At 37.5% G+C, this 20,984-nt stretch carries 17 protein-coding genes; 13 read left to right on the forward strand and 4 right to left on the reverse strand.

Annotated elements, in window-relative coordinates; all coding sequences use genetic code 11:
* Positions 1-240 precede the first annotated feature (240 nt).
* Complete coding sequence (locus F1644_RS19925) at positions 241-2,451, reverse strand: S9 family peptidase (RefSeq protein ID WP_229782415.1); 2,211 nt, start codon at positions 2,449-2,451, stop codon at positions 241-243.
* A 108-nt stretch (positions 2,452-2,559) separates the two neighbouring features.
* Between F1644_RS19925 and tgt the strand changes: the two genes are divergently transcribed.
* From tgt to F1644_RS19980, 11 genes are all read left to right on the forward strand, one after another.
* Positions 2,560-3,690 (forward strand): tRNA guanosine(34) transglycosylase Tgt, encoded by a 1,131-nt coding sequence (tgt, locus tag F1644_RS19930; protein WP_118304237.1) that lies wholly within the window; start codon positions 2,560-2,562, stop codon positions 3,688-3,690.
* Positions 3,691-3,713: 23 nt separating this feature from the next.
* A complete protein-coding gene (locus tag F1644_RS19935) occupies positions 3,714-4,793 on the forward strand; it encodes an LptF/LptG family permease (RefSeq protein ID WP_027199888.1) in 1,080 nt (359 codons plus the stop codon).
* A 142-nt stretch (positions 4,794-4,935) separates the two neighbouring features.
* Positions 4,936-6,324, forward strand: coding sequence for a pseudouridine synthase (locus tag F1644_RS19940; RefSeq protein WP_118304236.1), 1,389 nt, complete (start codon positions 4,936-4,938; stop codon positions 6,322-6,324).
* A 96-nt stretch (positions 6,325-6,420) separates the two neighbouring features.
* The gene (locus tag F1644_RS19945; RefSeq protein ID WP_229128231.1) at positions 6,421-8,409 is read left to right on the forward strand and encodes a polysaccharide biosynthesis protein; all 1,989 of its coding nucleotides are present in this window, start codon (positions 6,421-6,423) and stop codon (positions 8,407-8,409) included.
* Entirely contained in the window at positions 8,409-8,903 is a 495-nt protein-coding gene (locus F1644_RS19950; RefSeq protein WP_118304234.1) for a UpxY family transcription antiterminator, read from the forward strand. Before F1644_RS19945 ends, F1644_RS19950 begins: the two co-directional genes overlap by 1 nt.
* Before the next feature lie 791 nt (positions 8,904-9,694).
* Positions 9,695-10,657 (forward strand): GumC domain-containing protein, encoded by a 963-nt coding sequence (locus F1644_RS19955; RefSeq protein WP_087422414.1) that lies wholly within the window; start codon positions 9,695-9,697, stop codon positions 10,655-10,657.
* Positions 10,654-11,775, forward strand: a complete 1,122-nt coding sequence (locus tag F1644_RS19960) for an O-antigen ligase family protein (RefSeq protein WP_087422413.1) — start codon at positions 10,654-10,656, stop codon at positions 11,773-11,775. Before F1644_RS19955 ends, F1644_RS19960 begins: the two co-directional genes overlap by 4 nt.
* A gap of 1 nt (position 11,776) precedes the next feature.
* On the forward strand, positions 11,777-12,661 hold the full coding sequence (locus F1644_RS19965) for a glycosyltransferase family 2 protein (protein ID WP_087422412.1): 885 nt from the start codon (positions 11,777-11,779) through the stop codon (positions 12,659-12,661).
* Positions 12,662-12,665: 4 nt separating this feature from the next.
* The gene (locus F1644_RS19970; RefSeq protein ID WP_118304232.1) at positions 12,666-13,619 is read left to right on the forward strand and encodes a glycosyltransferase family 2 protein; all 954 of its coding nucleotides are present in this window, start codon (positions 12,666-12,668) and stop codon (positions 13,617-13,619) included.
* A gap of 56 nt (positions 13,620-13,675) precedes the next feature.
* Positions 13,676-14,503, forward strand: coding sequence for a glycosyltransferase family 2 protein (locus tag F1644_RS19975; protein WP_087422410.1), 828 nt, complete (start codon positions 13,676-13,678; stop codon positions 14,501-14,503).
* A 4-nt stretch (positions 14,504-14,507) separates the two neighbouring features.
* Entirely contained in the window at positions 14,508-15,608 is a 1,101-nt protein-coding gene (locus F1644_RS19980) for a glycosyltransferase (protein ID WP_087422409.1), read from the forward strand.
* Here the strand turns inward: F1644_RS19980 and F1644_RS19985 are convergent.
* From F1644_RS19985 to F1644_RS19995, 3 genes are read right to left on the reverse strand one after another with little or no spacing between them, the layout of a single operon-like run.
* Positions 15,587-16,129, reverse strand: coding sequence for an acyltransferase (locus F1644_RS19985; protein ID WP_087422408.1), 543 nt, complete (start codon positions 16,127-16,129; stop codon positions 15,587-15,589). The genes F1644_RS19980 and F1644_RS19985 overlap by 22 nt on opposite strands.
* Positions 16,126-17,103: a glycosyltransferase family 2 protein gene (locus tag F1644_RS19990; protein ID WP_087422407.1), complete on the reverse strand. Its 978-nt coding sequence runs from the start codon at positions 17,101-17,103 to the stop codon at positions 16,126-16,128. Before F1644_RS19990 ends, F1644_RS19985 begins: the two co-directional genes overlap by 4 nt.
* Positions 17,100-18,569, reverse strand: coding sequence for an MATE family efflux transporter (locus F1644_RS19995; RefSeq protein WP_229128230.1), 1,470 nt, complete (start codon positions 18,567-18,569; stop codon positions 17,100-17,102). Before F1644_RS19995 ends, F1644_RS19990 begins: the two co-directional genes overlap by 4 nt.
* A gap of 434 nt (positions 18,570-19,003) precedes the next feature.
* On the opposite strand from F1644_RS19995, the gene F1644_RS20000 reads away from it, so the two are divergent.
* Together F1644_RS20000 and F1644_RS20005 are read left to right on the forward strand one after the other, a co-directional pair.
* Entirely contained in the window at positions 19,004-19,906 is a 903-nt protein-coding gene (locus tag F1644_RS20000) for an NAD-dependent epimerase/dehydratase family protein (RefSeq protein WP_158571978.1), read from the forward strand.
* Positions 19,903-20,874, forward strand: coding sequence for an MraY family glycosyltransferase (locus F1644_RS20005; protein ID WP_118304228.1), 972 nt, complete (start codon positions 19,903-19,905; stop codon positions 20,872-20,874). The genes F1644_RS20000 and F1644_RS20005 overlap by 4 nt, the downstream gene beginning before the upstream one ends.
* The last annotated feature ends 110 nt before the right edge of the window (positions 20,875-20,984 follow it).

A 20,984-nucleotide genomic window follows, 5' to 3' on the forward strand; every position in this document is an offset into this window, starting at 1 on the left:
AATTTATGATTTAAGATTTCAGTTTGGTTATCCCGAAGATAATTACGCTGAGATCATGTTTATTTCTATCGTTTGCAAGATATAAAAAAAACAGATAAGTTGTGACCGAATCACAACTTATCTGTTTTTTTTGTTTCAGGTTGGTAAGTTACAAGTTACAGGTTCTTGACGTGCAAGCGTTGACGCTAAACCTGTAACTTGTAACCTGCCAACCTGTAACTTGAATCAACATTTGAAATTTTATTTCAAATGTTGATTCAAATAGTTTACAAATTTGGTATACAGTTGTAACCGGGTGTAACCGCCGTATATGCTATGGTTACGGTTGGTGTAAATCTGCATATCGAATTGTTTATTTGCCTGTACAAGAGCCTCGGATAATTCGTAGGTGTTTTGCACGTGTACGTTATCGTCAGCAGTTCCGTGGCATAACAATAAGTTTCCTTTTAAATGTTTTACCCAGTTGATCGGGGAGTTGTCATTGTAGCCGGAAGGATTATCCTGCGGGCGTCTCATGAAGCGTTCCGTGTAGATGGAATCGTAGAATCCCCAGTGAGTAACGGGAGCAACGGCGATAGCCGTGGAGAACACGTCGTTCCCTTTCATAAGGCAAAGTGATGACATGAATCCACCAAAGCTCCAGCCCCAGATACCTACTTTTTGTGCATCAATGTAAGATTGTCCGGCAAGCCATTTTGCGGCGGCGATCATATCGTCACTTTCGATTTTTCCGAGTTGCATATAAGTGCATTTGCGGAATTCTTCCCCTCTGGCAGCCGTTCCACGAGGATCGATGCAAGCCACGATATAACCTTCTTGTGCGAGGTATTGTGTCCAGTCCATGCCCCAGCTATTGCTTACTTGCTGAGAGTTCGGACCACTGTACTGGATGATTAATAACGGGTAAGCCTTGGATGCGTCAAAATTCACAGGTTTCATGAGCCATGCATTTAACATGGTGGTTCCGTCTGCTGCCGGGATTTGTATGAATTCTTTTTTGGCAACATTGTAATCTGCTAGTTTCGTTTTCAACGCGGCATTGTCTTCCAGCGTGCGGACTGCTTTACCGTTTGCCGCATAGAGGGTGTACACGTGAGGCATATCCGCGTTAGATACTATATTAATATAGTATTTGAATGATTTACTGAATTCTGCTTCATTCCATCCTTTTGTCGGGGTGAGTTTCTTCTTCTTACCCTTTAAGTCAATAGAGTAGATATATTTTTCCAAAGGTGATTCTTCGTGAGAGGCGTAGTAATAAAGTTTTTTTACCGGATCGTACCCGTAGAAATCAACCACGTCGTATTTACCGGAAGTGATCGGCTGAATTTCTTTACCGCTCATGGCATACAAGTAAAGGTGAGAATAACCACTTTTTTCACTACTCATGATGAAATGTTGCCCGTCTTCCATGAAGATCAAGTTGTCCAAGTTGCTTTCCGCGATATAATATTTATTTTCTTCCCGGTAAAGCACGGTTGTACTTCCCACGCGGGCATTGGCCAACAGGATTTCCAGTTGATTCTGGAAACGGTTCAGTTTCATGATAGCTAATCTTTTCGGATCTTTTGTCCATTTGATACGGGGTATATAAATATCTGTCTCTTCACCAATATTCATTGGGGTGGTGACACGATCTTTAATGTCGTAAACGTGGACGCTCACGATGGAATTGGTTTCCCCGGCTTTCGGGTATTTATAGGAATAGTTTGAGGGATAAAGGGCATTTTGTTCGTATGCCGGATATTGTCCTCTGAACATATTCATGTGGTAAGTCTTCACGGCTGATTCGTCAAATTTGATGAACGCGATGGCAGAGCCGTCGGGGGCCCACTCGAAGGCTTTGTTGAATCCGAATTCCTCTTCATATACCCAGTCGGGGGCTCCGTTAATGATTTCGTTAAATTTCCCATCAAAGGTGATTTGAATTTCGGAACCGAAACGTAAGTCCGCGATAAAGATGTTGTTGTCTCTCACGAATGCCACTTTCGTTCCGGTAGGAGAGAAGGTTGCCAAACGTTGAGAACCACCTTCCGATAAAGGTTTTAATTCCTTATTTTTAAAATCGAACACGAAGTAGTCTGCCGTGAATGAACGACGGTAGATCGGATTTATATTCGTGCAAATCAGAATCCGGTCTTCTTCCGGGCTGAATTCGTAATCTTGGATAGTCTGAACAGCTTTGTACTTGGGATCGTTCAAGTCTAGTAAAGTGCTTACGGCTTTCCCGGTTTTGTAACTATACATGACCAGCTTTTTGCCTTTGTCTTCCAACACTGTATAGTGTTCCCCGTCATTTAGCGAACGGAGGCCTGAAACACCTTGTGTCCTGAACGTGTAGGTCAAGTTAAAATCTTCCAGAGTGAATTTTTTGCCCTTGTTTTGAGCGTTTCCGGGTAGGGCAAACCCCACGATAAACATACATACAATTAACTTGTAAAACATCCTCATGACAATTATTTTTTGTTTTTTTAATTTGGACCAAAGATATAAATAATTTTAGATTTATGATTTTAGATTTAATTATTCCTATCTTTGTGCGCTCAAAATCATGATTAGATGAAATATACCCTTTTAGCGAAAGACAAAAACAGTGATGCACGATGTGGTGTGTTAACCACGGATCATGGGAATATTGAAACTCCGATCTTTATGCCTGTGGGTACGGTGGGAACCGTGAAAGCCGTGCATGCGAGAGAGTTGAAGGAAGATATTAAGGCCCAGATCATTTTGGGCAACACGTATCATTTGTATTTGCGACCGGGTACAGAGGTGTTGGAAGAGGCAGGGGGACTACATAAATTTAATTCATGGGATCGTCCGATCCTCACGGATAGTGGCGGTTTTCAAGTTTTTTCTTTAGGAGATTGTCGGAAAATCACGGAAGAAGGGGTCGTCTTCCGTTCTCATATTGATGGTTCGAAACATCTGTTTACTCCTGAAAATGTCATGGATATTCAGCGTAAGATAGGGGCTGATATAATCATGGCATTTGATGAGTGTCCCCCGGGGCAGAGTGAATACGGTTATGCGAAGAATTCATTGGAGCTGACCCAGCGTTGGTTGGAACGATGCGTGAAACGACTTGATTCCACGGAGCCATTGTACGGTTATCACCAGTCGCTTTTTCCGATCGTGCAAGGATGTACTTTCCGGGATTTGCGGGAAAAGGCAGCGGAACACGCTGTTTCTCTTGATCGAGAGGGATATGCAATCGGGGGATTAGCTGTTGGGGAAGAGGCTGAGGTCATGTACGAGATGATTCAAGTCGTAAACCGGATTTTGCCGCAGGATAAGCCCCGTTACCTGATGGGTGTCGGGACCCCGGAGAATATTTTGGAGGCAATCTCTTTAGGTGTGGATATGTTTGATTGCGTGATGCCGACCCGAAACGGGAGAAATGGTATGCTGTTTACCACGGAGGGCGTGGTCAATATAAAGAACAAGAAGTGGGAGAAGGATTTCAGTCGTATTGATCCGGCCGGGTTGAGTTTTGTAGATGATGATTACTCGAAAGCGTATTTGCGCCATTTAATCAAGGCGGATGAAATTTTAGGGCTACAAATTTGCTCGATCCATAATTTGTCGTTTTATTTGTGGTTAGTACGTGAAGCTCGTAAACATATACTGGAAGGAGATTTCGTGACGTGGAAAGAGAGTACGATAAAGAAAGTTACAAGAAGATTATAGTGCTGAGAAGCAACTAGCGTAAAATGAAAAAATTAGACTTATATATTATCCGGAAGTTCCTAGGTACCTTTTTCTTTTCGATGGTACTGATCTTGAGTATTGTCGTGGTTTTCGACCTTTCGGAGAGATTGGAGAAATTTATTGAGAACGAGGCTCCCGTGAAGGCGATCATATTTGATTATTACCTGAATTTCGTGCCTTATTTTGCGAACGTGTTTTCCTCGTTGTTTACTTTTATTTCTGTTATTTTCTTCACGTCAAAGATGGCTTATAATAGTGAGATTATTGCTATTTTAAGTACGGGTATCAGTTTCCGGAGAATGGTCCGGCCATACATGATATCGGCCGGGGTGATTGCCTGTTTGTCACTTCTTTTGAGTGCTTTTATTATTCCGAATGCCAACAAGAAGCGGATCGAGTTCTCCGAGCAATATATTTGGAAAAAGTATAGTAACAAGGAAGAGAATATTCACCGGCAGATTGCACCGGGTGTTTTTATCTACATGTCGAGTTTTAACGTGTATTCCAGCCGGGGTAATGATTTTACCTACGAGGTATTTCGGGAGGATACGCTGGTTAGTAAGTTGACGGCAAAATCTATTTCATGGAATAAAGAACTTGAGAAGTGGCGGATTAACAACTGGACGCTACGGGAATTTGACGGGATCAAGGAGACTTACACGACAGGACAAACTATTGACACGCTATTAAATTTTAGTGCGGCGGAATTCTCCGAGGACCCCAAGAAAATTAAGGAGCGCTTGACATTACCGGAACTGGATGAATACATCGCCCGGCAAAAATTGCGGGGAAGTAGTAACGTGGTTGAGTTCCAGATTGAGAAGTACAAGATGTTTTCGGGCGCTTTCGCTACATTTATATTGACGTTAATCGGGGTATGTATCGCTTCCCGTAAGATTCGGGGAGGAATGGGGTTCCATTTGGGATTGGGATTGTTAATCAGTTTCTCGTACATATTATTTATGCAATTTTCCACGGTTTTTGCAACCAATGGAGGCATGAGTCCGTTATTAGCGGTATGGATACCGAATATGTTATTTGCTGTGGTGGCGTTATTTGTATACCGGGCGGCACCGAAATAATTGAATGTTGAAAATGTAGAATTGAAAATGAATAATTAAGAAGGTATGAAAAATGAGTGCATATCTTCAATCAATAGAATAGGCCGATGAGGGCTATAAGCAAGAATCATAAATTTAAAATCAAAAATTTATACGTAAGTATATGAATAGGGAGACTAAAAGACCTAGAATTACAAGGCCGATCGAGAATCGTGATGAGAATCGTCGGAGCAGAACACCGCGTTTCGAAAACCGTGAAGGTGGAGAAAGCGAAACAAGAAGACCTAACCGTTTCAACACGGACAGACCGAGACGGGAACAAGGACACGGGTATATCCGTGATTTGAACAAAGAACGGGAGAGAGAGCGTAACGAGGGTACGGGAGATCGAGATAACGGGAATCGTTATTACCGGGATTCAGATAGAAACCGTGAAAGAGGGGATCGGGATAATAATCGTTACGAGAATCGGGATAATAGAAGATCGTACGAGAGAGGTAACAGGGATAACAATCGTTTTTCCGATCGTGGAGAGCGTCGTGAAAGGCGGCCTCAAGATCGGGATGAAAATGCAGAAAGAAGAGATAATCGTTATCAAAACAGGGATCGTAATGATCGACGTGAGGAAGGACGTCGGGAAAGAGGTTTCCGTGAGGAAGGAGGACGTGGAGAAGGGTATCGTGGCGATCGTCGGGATCGCAGAGAGGGGGATGATCGTCGGGATCGTTATTCTGATCGTCCGGCGAGAAAAGTGTTTACCCGTCGGGCAGATGGGGATGGCGCTCCCAAAAGTGTGTATAGTAAGAAAAAACAAATTGAATATCGCAAGAAGAACGAGGGGCAGGAGACAGAATTACGCTTGAACCGTTATATCGCTAAAGGCGGGGTGTGTTCACGTCGTGATGCTGATGTGTTGATTGCAGCCGGTCGGGTGAAAGTAAACGGGGAAGTCGTGCAACAAGTTGGGGTAAAAGTAAAACGTACGGATCGAGTGGAGGTAGATGATCAAGTGATTACTCCCGAGCGTAAAGTATACTTGGTGTTGAATAAGCCGAAAGATTACGTGACGACCGTGGAAGATCCTTTGGAACGTAGAACCGTGATGACCTTGATCGAGGGAGCTTGTAAAGAGCGCGTGTACCCGATTGGACGACTTGACCGCCAGACCACGGGAGTGTTGCTTTTCACGAATGATGGCGATTTGGCCAAGAAATTGACACACCCGAAGTATAACCAGAAAAAGATATACCACGTGTTCTTGGACAAGGTGGTTCAAACGGGCGACTTGGAGGCTATTCGTAAGGGAATCGACTTGGAGGATGGCTTTATCCAGGCGGATGACGTGAGAGTGGCGGAAGATGATCGTACACAGGTGGGGATTGAAATTCATTCCGGTAGAAATCGTATCGTCCGGAGGATTTTCGAGCATTTGGGGTACCAGATTCTTCGTTTGGACCGTGTCTTTTTTGCTGGGATCACGAAGAAAAATCTGCCCAGGGGTCACTGGCGTTTCCTAACTGAAGATGAGGTTAATATTTTAAAGGCCTACTAAAAAATTTTTTTTTTAATATTATTACTATTACCTTTGCGGGTGTCCACCTTTTAGGAGGTTTATCCCGTGAAGGTTTTATTTTTATATTAAAAAATTATGGTTGCACTTATCACAAATGGTCTGAATAGAATGAGGACATTGCGTTCATTCTCATACACTCCTCGATGGATTGTATTTTTGATCGACGTGGCTCTTGCTATTATGGCAGTTAGCGTTGCCTATCTGATTTGGGTCAATTTCCAGATTGACCGGATGAGATTGGATTTTGTCTTGACCGGGGCCCTTGTTATTGTGGGTATCCGGGTGATCAGTTTCTTGTTGGGACATACTTATTCCGGAATAGTACGTTTCACGGGAACGGAGGATGCTTTGCGCATCTACTACGTGTTGACGGCAGGGGAGATTGCCCTTCTTTTGGGTAGTGGCGTGTTTTTTCTGTTGTATGATTATCTTTTTATACCGGTTTCCGTTTTACTCACGGAGTACGTTCTTCTGACCAGTTTGATGGTTATGAGCCGGGTGATCGTGAAGAAAGTCTTCGCACAGTATATTGGTGCAGAGCGTACTAAAAAGAATGTAATTATATGTGGTAGCGATGAATACGGTATCATGGCAAAACATGCCATGGATAACGTGGAGGATGCCACGTATAATATTCTTGCTTTTGTTGATGTGAATGATCGGAAAGCGGGAAAGATTATCGAGGGGGTCAAGATCTATAAGATGTCGTCTTTACCCGGTTTGTTGAAACGTAACCGGGTGGACAAGGTGGTCATCGCCAAAAAGATGATTTCTCCGGATAAAAAACGGGAAATTGTCGAGATCTGCTTGGCCGCTGATGTGAACGTACTCGAAGTACCTCGTTTTGAAAGTTGGATTAACGGGGAGTTAAGTATGCGGCATATCCGGAATATCAAGATCGAAGATTTGTTGGAGAGGGACGTGATTCACATGGAGGAGACCAATCTTCGGAAACAATTATTGAATAAAGTGGTTTTGGTGACCGGGGCGGCTGGTTCTATCGGGAGTGAAATCGTGCGGCAGTTGACGCATTTTAATCCTTCTTTGATCGTTTTGTTTGATCAGGCCGAATCTCCGCTTTATGATATTGAGCTGGAACTGAAGGAAGAGTGTGGTTTCACGGATTATAAAATTGAGATCGGGGATGTACGTGATGCGAGCCGGGTGGAAGGAATCTTTAAAACATATCATCCCAATATCGTGTATCATGCGGCTGCTTATAAGCACGTTCCCATGATGGAAAAACACCCGATTGAAGGTGTGAAAACTAATATTTTCGGAACGAAAAATGTTGCCGATTGTGCTGTGAAGTATGATTGCCAGCGTTTCGTGATGATCTCTACCGATAAAGCGGTGAACCCGACGAATGTTATGGGTGCAAGTAAGCGTATAGCGGAAATTTACACGCAATCATTGAATCGCATCGCGAATACTCGTTTTATTACTACTCGTTTTGGGAACGTTTTGGGATCGAATGGTTCAGTGATCCCTCGTTTCAAGAAACAGATAGAGGCGGGTGGTCCGATAACGGTTACTCACCCGGAAATAACTCGTTTTTTCATGACTATTCCCGAGGCATGTCAGCTCGTTTTGCAAGCGGGGGCGTTGGGAAATGGCGGTGAAATATTTGTTTTTGACATGGGTAAGAGCGTTAAGATTGTCGATCTGGCTCGTAAGATGATTAAACTTTCCGGTTATGAAGTTGGGAAAGATATTCATATCGTTTTTACCGGTTTGAGACCGGGAGAGAAATTGTACGAGGAGGTGCTTAACGTGAAGGAGACAACTTTGCCGACCGTGCATGAACGAATAAAGATTGCCAAAGTACGTGAATATAATTATAGTGAAGTTACGGATGCGATAAAGGCTCTTGATATAGCTTTGCAGACAAAAGATAATTTTGCCGTGGTGAAACAAATGAAATGTATCGTACCTGAGTTTAAATCGAAAAATTCAACCTATGAATCTATTGATTTCCAGATGGAAGAGGAAGGTGTAGAACATCATATGGAAGAGGTTTTAAATAAAATTCAGGTAGCCGAAAATTTAGAAGTCAGAGAGTAATGGAGAAGACGAATTGGTATGCAGTTTTCACTGCTTCTCGGGCGGAAAAACGTGTGAAGGAGCGTTTGGAACAAGCAGGAATCGAGAATTATTTACCTGTGCGAGAGGTCGAGTTTGTGAGGGATGGATTGGTGAAAAGGTTGGAAGTTCCTGTGATTACGGGGTGTATTTTTGTCCGTGTTTCTGAAATAAATTTACCTTCCGTGTTATCAATTGGGGGCGTGATTGCGTTGTTAAAAGAGAAACAAGGCCCGGTTGTGATTTCGGACGAACAGTTGGATAGTTTGCGGATTTTGAATGAACGGGCGGAGATGATTGAAGTTGTGAATGGGAAAATTCCGGTAGGATCTGGTGTACGTGTGATTCAAGGTGAATTAACCGGGGTACAGGGAGAGTTGGTCGAGGTAGCTGGTGGCCATCGGATTATGGTTCATGTTCCTTGTTTGATAGGTGTTTGTGCAAATGTTTCATTAGATTGCGTAAAGGCGTTGTAATTATTCGGATTTATTATTTTTCTCGGAAAAGTGTAATTATTTGGCTTGTAAAATATACGAAAAGTGTGTTTTTGATGTAGCACTCTGTTACGTGGGATGCTGAAAAGCACGTTTCCAATTTCTTGGGATTGTGTCGAAATCAAGTATAATAAGTATTTGAAGAGAAGTTATATCGTCAGAAACTTTTTATAGGGTCGAAATGTATACCTCTGCGTAGAACTAGGTTTATAATGAGAACCTGTCGAGAAGCTGGGGAAATCCTAAGGAAATAATCCCCCTTTTTCAGAGATTACTCGAAGATCCCTTGTAGCTCAAATATTACGGAATGAATGAGCTACGAGGGATCTTCGAGTAATCTCTGAATGAGAGGGATTATTGGGGTAGGATTACTTCTTCATTTGGGTTGAATTTGTGTTACATGATATTTTCTCAGCTGTAATTTTATTTGTTATGCTTGTTCCTAGAGTAATAATACCTTAATTCTATGGTTTAACTATTTCTTGGGTCTTACTGGTCGCTTTCTCTTATGTTATGTTCCCGTCATGTGGCGGTGGGATAACGATTTTGGATGTGGGAAGATTTAGAAAATCTGCATGAGCCTCATGGTTACTTGTGATGACGATGATTGAATTATCGTATAAATAGTTTCGTGATTAATTGTTTGCTTTAAACTACTTATTGTTGTAACTTCGCAAACAAAATATTTGTTTTTATCTATTAATCTATATGGTTGTTTAATAGTAGTTTATTCCGTGAAAAATGTAAATAAAAGAATATTTAATTGAATTCTGATGAATAGAGAACAAAAATTAAAAGGGATAGATCCCTTGATAATGTTTGAACAGGTTTGGACAAATAAGAAAAAGTTATTGTTAATTATTTGTATAGGGGTTGTTGTTGGATTAATTGTGTCTTGGAGTATTCCAACTGCGTATACTACAACGATAAAGATAGTTCCAGATCAGTCTACTATTGATAATAGTAATTTTATTTCGGATATTGTTAAAAGTAAACCGTTCCTATTAAACTTTTGGAGTTTAGAAGTTTCTAAGCTAGATAAAAGTAAAATTTTATTGCGAAATTATATATTGAATGAATATAAGTTCCCTTGGTGGCGAGATATTATAGAGCTACCTGCTACGATACAAAAATGGAGGTATGGAAAGCCTATTTTTCTTGATACTGTAAATTTATTTCAACTAGCACCAGAACAAGCTACATTTGTAGGGAGAATGAATAAGGACATAAAAGTCCAAATGGATAAACGCAATGGTGTGATGAATTTGATTGTGAGGATGCAAGATCCTATGGTTTCTGCGTTAGTAGCAAATGAAATCCTGAAAAAAATGCAAACATTGGTGGCAGAGAAAAAAACATATAAAGCTAATGTTGATGTGAAATTTTATGAGAATCTATTGAATAACGCTCGGCTTAATTATGAAAAAAAGCAGGAAGATTTAAGTAAATATATAGCTTCTCATAGAGAAAGTGTTTCTAGTGTTTCAACGATGGAGCAATTTCGATTGAAACAAGACGTAGAATTGGTTTATAAGCCATACGCATCGATGATTGAGGAATTGGATAAAGCAAAAATGAAAGTTCAAGAAGAAACGCCTACGTTTGCTATAATAGAACCAGCTTCTGTTCCTTCATATCCAAGCGAACCTAGAACATTATTAATTATTTTAGGAAGTGTTTTTTTATTCGGATTTTTTGGAATAATAGGACTTTTGGTTAGGGGAATGTTTAAATGAGAAACTTGATTTCTTTTAATGGACTTTATAATATATTTTTTGTGCTAGGTTTTTTCTCATTAACCTATGCGATGAATTTATATATCGTTTTTGCTTGTGCTATATTATTTTGTCTTTTTCTAGGATCAGATGTGAGGCATCGAAAAGGGTTTTATGTGTATTTAGTAAGTGTTGGTGTCCTAACTACTTTTTATTTGCTTATTCATGATGGAGGGGCAGCTTATAGGATATTTAAAACATTAACATTGATCTGGTTAACGCTTTATATACCTTTGGTAAATGACTTACGGATAACGAAATTACTTCATTGTTTCCTTCTTTTTAATGCAGCATTAATTTATATTGATGTGGTATTATATAATACCTTGGGATTGTCATTGACAACAGGCGTTGAAACGCATGGTTTCATGCGTTTTTCTGGAGTAATAGAAGATTCTAATTTTTTTTCTTATCTGTTATTTGTTTATATTTATTATTTGAAAGTAAAAACTGGGCATTTCAATTATTTTTTGATAGGGGCAGTTTTACTTTCTTTTTCTCTTTCTTTAATAATAACGATGTTTGGTGTCATTATACTTTTTCATGTAAAAAAATTGTGGGTATTGCCAAATAGGAATGTGAAGGTTTTAGGTGGAATGGTTTTAGTTGGAGTGTTTGTTATATATTATGGGATGTTATTTGTCTTGACAACTTTACGTGATGTTGATACTTCTAATGATTATATAGCAGAAAAACTTGTTTCTTTGTCCTTACGATTTGAAAGTCAATTGGAGGCTTTCGATGCTTTAGAATTGAATGATGATTATTGTTGGGGATTGGGAGCAGGAAAGACTCGTGAAATAACGACAGAAGGAATGAATTTGCATAATTCTTATCTCCAAATCTTATTAGAGATGGGGATCGTTTGTTTGTTAATCGTTTTCGCTTGTGCATTTTATTGTTATTATTTTCTAGATAAAAATTTTGTACTACTATTTGTTGCAATATTTTTATTGGGAAATGTTTTAGAAATATTCTATTTCCCATTATTATCTTTTATTTTATTTTTGTCCTATGTTTATAGGCAAGAGAAAGTAGCAAGCAAGTTAGATGTAAGTGATAATATTGTAAGTTGTTGAAATGAATGTTAGTTTGATACTTTGCACAAGAAATCGTCGAGATATACTTATTCATAATCTGGAACTTTTTATAGACCAGTTTAATATAGGAGATGAAATTATAATTGTTGATAGTAGTGATAGACCTAGAGCAATAGGACGAGAGGATTTTGGAGAGGTGAAACCTAATATTCGTTATTTTCATACTTTACCAGGGTTGCCTTTACAACGAAATTATGGAATTGCTAAAGCTACATGTGATTTGGTAATGTTTTTAGATGATGATATATATCTTTTTCCTGCCTCTTTAGAAAAAATGAGACTTTTTTTTATGAAACGTCCTGAAATTGATGCAATTACAGGGGCTTTGTCTGAAAGAGTACTGCCTTCCACTTTTACAAGAAGATTGCAATATGTTTTTGGAAAGTTGTTTTTTACCTCCTATTTTGGAAAAATGTCTTTGACTTTGGGTGGGTTACCTATTTTAGCTTTAGATTCATATAAGGAACATCCTGCATCTTTTTTGAGAGGAGGTTTTTCTGTGTATAGAAGATATGTTTTTGCAGATATCTGTTATGATGAATATTTTAAGGATTATGCTTATCTTGAAGATACAGACTTCTCTCATCAATTTAATAAAAAATTTAAAGCGTGCTTTTTTGATGGTTTTAAGGGGTTTCATGCTCATGTATCAACGATACAAAAAGATCAAAGTAATTATCGTAGACAATATGTAGTTAATTACGTTCATATATATCGAAAACATAGATTGGGATCATCTTTGAAAATGAATTGGGTTTTATTAGGATTACTTTTATTGAACCTTATCAAGAGTTGTTTGGAGAAAAATTTCTCTTTTTTTAAAGGGACATTGGCAGGAATTGAGCAGGTTTATAAAAATAAATAACACAATGGATAAAATATCTGTAATTATTCCAGTTTATAATATAGCTTCGTATTTGCAGCGTTGTCTAGATTCTGTTATATCACAGACTTATAAAAATTTGGAAATTATTGTTGTAAATGATGGAAGTCTTGATAATTCATTAGAGATATTAGAAGAATATGCGATAAGAGATGAAAGAGTTGTTGTTCTTAATAAGGAGAATGGTGGCGTAACCTCTTGTCGTAGAGAAGGACTTGCGAATGCCCAGGGAAAATATATATTTTTTTTAGATGGAGATGATTGGTTGGAGAGTGAGAGTTTAGAACGGTTATATTTGCTTGGAAAACAGCAAGATGCAGATATTATTGTGGGAAACGCTTATTATAGTACTGATAACGAGGACATAGAAATGTTTTCAACTAATTTTGATGTTCTTTCTTCAAAGGAGTTTATTCATAGTTTGGCAATAGGAAAGCAACCATGGTGCTTGTGGATGAAGTTAATAAAAAAATCAATATGTCATAAGATGGTCATTCCTGATGGTTTGAGTATGGCAGAGGATATGTTGGGTGTGCTACAATTATCATTTTATGCTCGAGTAATAGCGAAAAGTAGTTATTATGGATATCACTACTATCAACGTCAGGGTGCTGCAACAAAAACTCCAACGAAAAAGCATGCGATGGATGCGTTATTGGCCGCAAAGTATGTATCAGATTTTTTTAAAGCAAGGAATGTTTATAGTGATTATTTTGATGATATTGCAATTATTAATTTGAGATGTTTATTGACTTGTTGCAACCAAGGGGGAGTAGATAGAGAAGAAAGCTTGGTAAAACAAATATATAGTGATTTTTACCGGACAAAATATTTGAAATTTCTTATTTGGCAGCATAGGTTGATTTTAGCAGGTTTTAAGAGGGGGATAAATTTTTATAGGATATTATTTTTTATTCGTCGCTTGCATATTGGTTTTTGAGAAAAATCAAAAATGTGATTTGCTTTATGTTTGATTTAATACGATGAGAAATATTTATGAATGATTTATTAGTAACGGCCACGATTGTAACATATAAGGAAAGAGAAGACGTATTAAAGAAAGCTATTGATAGTTTTTTAAATACAACTTTGAATGTTAAACTCTATATTGTAGATAACTCTCCAACAGATGATTTAAGAGTATTATGTGAAAATATTCCTCGACTTGAATACATTTTTAATAATGCTAATATAGGTTTTGGAGCCGCTCATAATATTATTATGAGGGAAGAGATAAGATTAGGTAGATATCATTTAGTATTGAATCCAGATATTAGTTTTGAGGCTGGCACCATAGAACGGTTGGTGCAATTTATGGATCAGAATAAAGATGTAGGTATTTGTATGCCTAAAGTTCTTTATCCGGATGGTAGTTTGCAATATTTGTGTAAATTGTTACCGACACCAATTAATTGGATTGCACGTAGCCTTATTCCTATTGATAGGGTGAAAAAAAAGTTAGATTATGATTTTGAAATGCGTTTTACTGATTATAATTCTATAATGGAAGTCCCTTATCTTTCTGGATGTTTCCTTTTTATTCCTCGGCATGTAATAACTGAAATTGGGGTATTTGATGAAGGAATCTTTATGTATGGTGAGGATACTGATTTGTGTCGTCGTATAGGGCGAAAGTATAAAACTATGTTTTATCCCAAGGCGTTTGTATATCATCATTTCAGAAAAGGATCCCATAAGAATTTGCGTTTATTTAAAATCCATGTAAAAGCTGCTATTTATTATTTTAATAAGTGGGGATGGTTTTATGATACAGAGCGAAGAAAGATAAATAATCGTATAAAGAGTTTGTACATAACAAAGTAGTGATATGAGAATTTTTTATATCGTAGGGAAAATGGATCAAGATTTTGGTGGAGGTGTGATTAATCATCGAAATTTAGAGTTATTAAGAGCTACTTGTTGTGATGTTGAAGTTTTTCAGTTTGAACAGTATAAAGTACCTTTTTGGCAGCGTTTAAAAGAACGAGTTCATGGAGTTAATGGGGGGGTGTCGAGGCTGAATATAGAAGAAATTATTATTCATTTGAGGGAACATCCAGTGGATTTGGTATTTATAGCACATTCGTTGTATGGATGTATTGTGAAACGGGTGAAAGATGAGTTCCCGCAATTACCTATTGTAACTTTTTTGCACAATGTTGAGGTAAGGTATGCTTGGGAGATGTTTAAAAATAATGTAAAGAGTATGGGAAATTTATTAAACATCTTTTTTGTTTATAGAGCAGAAAAACTAGCAGTAAAGTATAGTGATTATTTAATAGCATTGAATAATAGAGATGCTAAACAAATATTAGATATATATAAAAAGGATGTAACAGCTTTATTACCAACTTCATTTAGTGATTCGGGAGAGGCGAAGAAGGAAGAGGGTTTAGATGAGCTTAAGTATCTTTTTGTAGGGAGTGATTTTTTTGCAAATATTCAAGGGATCACGTGGTTTGTACAAGAAGTAATGCCGTATGTAGATGGGAAATTGTTCATTGTAGGGAAAGGTATGGAAAAGGCTGTATCTCATTTGATTTCGGATCGAGTACAAGTGATTGGCTATGTTCAAAGTTTGAAAGAATGGTATGCTAAAGTGGATATAGTAGTTTGCCCTTTATTTTTAGGTAGTGGAATGAAGACAAAAACAGCAGAGGCTATGATGTATGGGAAAGCTATTGTTGGAACACCTGAGGCTTTTGAGGGGTATGATATTGACACCCGTCAAGTTGGAGGATGTAGTGTATCGGCTCAAGATATGATTACAATTCTTAATGATTTAGGACATAATAAAGAACGCTTATTAGAATGTCAGAGATATGCTCGTGAAATGTTTCTAAAAAATTATTCAATGACTGCTTCTATGGTGGAAATGAGGCTATTTTTAGAAAAAGTAATATGTTGTCATTCAAATAATGGTCGATAATATAATTCATATTTCAGTTGGTTGTTGCGTTGGCCAATTATTTTTGCTGGAATTCCTCCGGCTATTACACGTGGGGGAATATCTTTTGTAACGACAGAACCACATGCAATGACGGCTCCTTGTCCGATTGTTACTCCAGGAAGAATTGTTACACGTGAAGCGATCCATACATGATCTTCTATTGTGACCTCACCACATTTAAGTCCATGTAGATCATCGTGTACATCGTGTTCCATTGTCCAAATGTTTACTTCTCTAGCAATATCGACGTTGTTACCAATCGTTAAGTTACCGCCCCGACCATCCATGAATACATTTTTATTAATAACACAATGTTCTCCGATAGAGATGTGTGATCCTGCTATACATTCAAAACCTCTAAATATTGAAGTTTTTTTCCCGATCTTTTTTAATAATAATCTTAAAATTGCATGTCTAATGGCAAAAGATGGGATTTGCATTATTAATGGTAATATATTGTATGTAAGTTGGTATAGAATATATTTTAAATATTTAATCATGATGGTTTTATGATTTCTTTTAAATTGTGTAATATCCGAAGTGTTTTTAGACTGGTTTTGGCAAGTCGAGGGTACTTATAAAGATGACGGATTATATTGTCTTCTTTACTTAAATTTAGATGTCGGGTATTTTTTATTAGTTCTGTTATGTAAGTATCTTTAGTATCTAATTTTTTATTTGTTAAATATAATGTTTTTATTACTGCATAGCGATGATAAAATAGGGCTTCCTTTATTTCTTTTGAGTTGAGTATGGAGTCTAAGGTTGCAACTAAATATTTTTCAAATTGTTTTTCATATTGTAATGTTGGAATGAACGTGTTCATGCAAGACCCTGGACGGTCGAAATAATTATAAACAATAGATGTGGTTACTGCTATTTGTTTTGCTTTATTACCTAATCTGACATTCATTATATAATCTTCTCCTCGAACGATATCTCGAGGAAGATCAAAAATACTATTGTCGAATAATTTCCTCTTATACAAGCTTCCCCAAGGACCTCGAAGTTTCCAATTTTTTAGACATTCACAAATGAAATCTGTTGATTGAAGTTGTATCAGATCCTGTTGAATGGAACATTGTGAAGAACTTGCATCTATATTATGAATTTTCCGATGGTCTCCCTTTAACATATCACAATTACCGACCATGTGTAGCATTTGAGAGAGAGCATCTAAAGGCATCGTATCATCTGAGTCTACGAAACAAATCCATTCTCCCTGTGCATTTTCTGTACCAGTTTTACGGGCAAAGGTTACTCCATTATTCGAGGTGTGAAATACTCGAATTCTTGAGTCTTCTGAAGCGTATTTGTCACAAATGTTACCTGATCCATCTAAACTTCCATCGTCAACGAGAAGAATTTCAATATCGGAGAATGTTTGATTTATTAAACTATTAATACAAGTCGCTAGGTAAAGTTCTACATTATAAACTGGTACAATAATCGATATATGTGGGGTCTTTATCATTTCTTTAATTTGAGTTTCATTATGATCGTGTATATTTTTTGTTTGATAAATATTCTTTCATGTTTTTGGCATCCAATATAATATGTTACTATTAATACTGAAAATGCCGATGTGAAACACACCATAATGAAAGAATACCAATTATTGGGCATACAAATATATATAATGAATGGAATAATAGGAGATAGGATAAGCACTTTTGTGATAGGAAATAGAACATTTTTAATGTAATCGTGAATTTTCATGTTAATCATGGGAAGAACAATTTTCATTCTTGCAAATTGTGTACAAATCTCAATGCCAATGTGAACAATAAAAACAGCTTCTGGGGGAACATTGCAAAATTTTAGTAATAAATACGATATTGGTACGATTGTTAGAAGCATGCTACCTTCAACTAACTGGAATGTTTTTAATTTACCTGTGGCATGAACGGATATGATGAGTGGGTTGGCTAAAGCCGTGAGCATACTTGAACACAAAATTAATCTTAGAAAAATGACTGTGTATTCTGGAACAATATTCAACCATAATTTTAATATGGTTTGTGCTTCGAAGATTATTGGCATTGAAAGCAATAGAAGTAGGAGAAATGAAAATTTAGAACTAATAATTAATAGTTTATGCATGTACTCAAAATCTGACTGTGCATACGATTTTGTTAATTGAGGGTTTAGGGCTACTTGAAAATTATTACAAAAATTTTGAATAACTGTTTGTACTTGTACAGCAATTCCCCTTGCAGCGTTGATTGCGGGGCCAAAAAATAAATTTAATAAAATATTTAATCCCTGAGTGTAACCGATTACGGCCAAATTACCGTTTATTGTCCAGCCTACGAAAATAAAAATATCTTTAAATAAGGATTGATCCCAGGTAAATTTGAATTTGCATGCTTTAAAGCGAGTGGATGTATACCAACGGTATACGAAAACATCAAAAATTTGTATCGCAAGTATAAGTAATGCGTAAATTTTAAGTTTGTCAAAAGGAAGAATCACTAATAAATAGACAATACCTAATTTGAGCATTACATCCATGATCGAGATATATGCATATACATTCATTTTTTCATGAGCTATAATTGTAGCGTTGTAAGGAACGCTAATTATAGATAGCATTGTGCTTAAAATAGAACATTGGAATACCCATATGGCAGAATTCAATCTGTTTTCAGGAATTTTGAGTTCATGAAGTAAAAACCATGAGCCAACAGTTTCTCCTAAGATCGCAATAAGTAAGGCAATAAATATGTGAATCGTCATAACACAACTAAAAGTCTTTCTTAGACTTTCTGGGGTTCCTATCGCTAATTCATAAGTAATATATCGTGATGAAGCTGCACTTAATGAGCCGTTTATGAAACTGAGCATTGCAACCACGCCTCCTACGACATTGTAAATGCCAAAATCTTCCACTCCTAATGTATTCAAGACAACACGCGATGTATATAAACTTACGAGCATTGTAAAAATCATTCGAAAGTAAAGTATTAGCGTGTTTCTTGTAATACGTTGACTATGTTCTTGTATCATTGATAGTTTTTCGATATAGATTAACTCGACAAAAATACATATAAGTTTATACATATAGAAAAAGGAGGTAATCTTTATTTAATTGCGTTCCAATTTTGTTAAGAGTTTGTTAAAAACAAAAAAACATCATTTTGTGACGCAACCATTGATGTACTTTTGCATCTTGATTAAAAACAACACACACAACACTATTATTAATTATATGAGAACGAATAAAACATCTGAGGTCTATACGACGTAAAAGGGGGAGCAAGATAAGAGGGAGAGAGCGTATCCTGTTTATAAACACGCTAATATGAGATAGATAATGATGCTCATGTATGTGGGCAAGTTGGAGGTTTATGCCGTTTTAAATGGATCAAGGAATGAAAAGAATATTGATTATTGGAGGAGATAGTTTTATTGCCGGGCAATTTATAAAGAAATATGTATCAACGGATTCTATCACGTGTTACAGTCGCAGGCCGACCGGGTACGAGAAAGAGATTGTTGTGAAAGCATTTCGAGATATGCCTGTTGAAGCATTTTCAGGGTTTGATGCGGTAATAAATTTTGCAGCTATCGTACATCGTCCGGAAGTGAAAGACCAAGAGCTTTATGATGATGTGAATTATCGGATGGCTTGTTTATTAGCTCAAAAAGCAAAACAGGCAAGGGTACGTCAGTTCGTGCAGATGAGTACGATTGCCGTGTTCGGTAGTGCCAGTCGAATTTCTGAGACAACACCGGAAAGACCACAGACTTATTACGGGAGTTCTAAGCTTAAAGCAGATAAAGAGTTAGTGGCAATGAGTGACCGGGAATTTAAGGCCGCAATTATTCGTCCGCCAATGGCATACGGGGGTGGAATGGCTCCGGGTAATATGTTGCGTTTGATTCGTTTGGTAAATAAACATATTCCGCTGCCTTTCGGTTCAGCCCGGAATAGTCGTGATTTTATTAATGTAAAAAATTTGGTTGAGTTTATTCATTTAGCCGTGGAGAAAGAGGTTGAGGGTGTATTCTATCCGACGGATAAAGTTCCTTATTCTACGCGTAACGTGGTCGAGGAAATTTCTCGTCAATTGGGAGTACACACGATAAATCTACCTTCTCCATCCATATTCTTGAAACTGATAGAGAAGGTTCGTCCTGATCTTTATCAGAAACTCTGGGGAGATGTGGTTATTGATCGTCAGTTAGCATTAAGCGCTATCGGTTACGAGCCTCGTTACACGTTGGAGGATGGAATTCGAGAAATGGTTGAATCGTTTAAGCAACAAAAATGATAAATTGGATCTATGGATTTGTTCTCCTGCTCCTTTTCGTGCTGGAGAACATTTATTTTAAGATTGCCAAGAGATATAATATTTTGGATGTTCCTAATGCAAGGAGTTCTCATCATGCAATTACCCTACGAGGAGGTGGGGTGATTTTTTATTTAGGGGTACTTGTACATGGATTGATCTTTGATTTTTTTGCACCTTGGTTTTTATGCGGGTTGACGTTGGTGGCTTTGGTGAGTTTTATTGATGATATGCACCCGCTTTCTGCAAAGGTTCGTCTTTTGGTCCAGACCTTTTCTTTGTTATTGCTGCTGTTACAGCTAGGGGTTCATGAGGTTTCGTGGGGATACGTGGTTGTGGCTTTATTTGTCGGGTTAGCCATACTCAATATATATAATTTCATGGATGGTATTAACGGTATTACCGGAGGATATAGTCTGGTTGCCATGTTGGCGTTATGGGGAATCAATGCGTTTGTTTTCCCGATAGCGCCGGCGGGGTTTATTCCCGTGGTGATACTATCATTGCTGGTATTTAATTTTTATAATTTCCGTTCTCATGCCAAATGTTTTTCGGGAGATGTAGGAGCTATATCAATGGCTTTTATTATACTCTTTTTGTTGGGTAGCTTTATAATACACACCGGACACGTATCGGCATTGGTGTTTTTAGCTGTTTACGGGGTAGATGGCGTGCTGACGATTATACATCGTATTTTGTTGAAAGAGAATATCGGTCAACCACATCGGAAACATTTATACCAGTTGTTGGCTAATGAGGGAAAGCTTGCTCATTTGCCTGTTTCTTTGATCTACATGGGAATACAGGCTGTTGTTAATTTGGGGTATTTGTTGGTGTTGATGTATACTCCAGAGTATACATTGATTTATTTTATTATTTCTATGGTGGTGCTGGTGGTTGTTTATTTACCTTTGAGACGTAAATTTTATGCGTTACGAGAGCAAGTATGAGATTTGAAGAAATATTATAGACTGAAAACTATAATAAAATTCGATTTTCGATTTTTGATTTTCAATTAATGCAGTATCTTTGTGGCCGATCCGGCATATAGGTTTATCAG

This window comes from Butyricimonas paravirosa (assembly GCF_032878955.1).
Lineage (GTDB): Bacteria > Bacteroidota > Bacteroidia > Bacteroidales > Marinifilaceae > Butyricimonas > Butyricimonas paravirosa.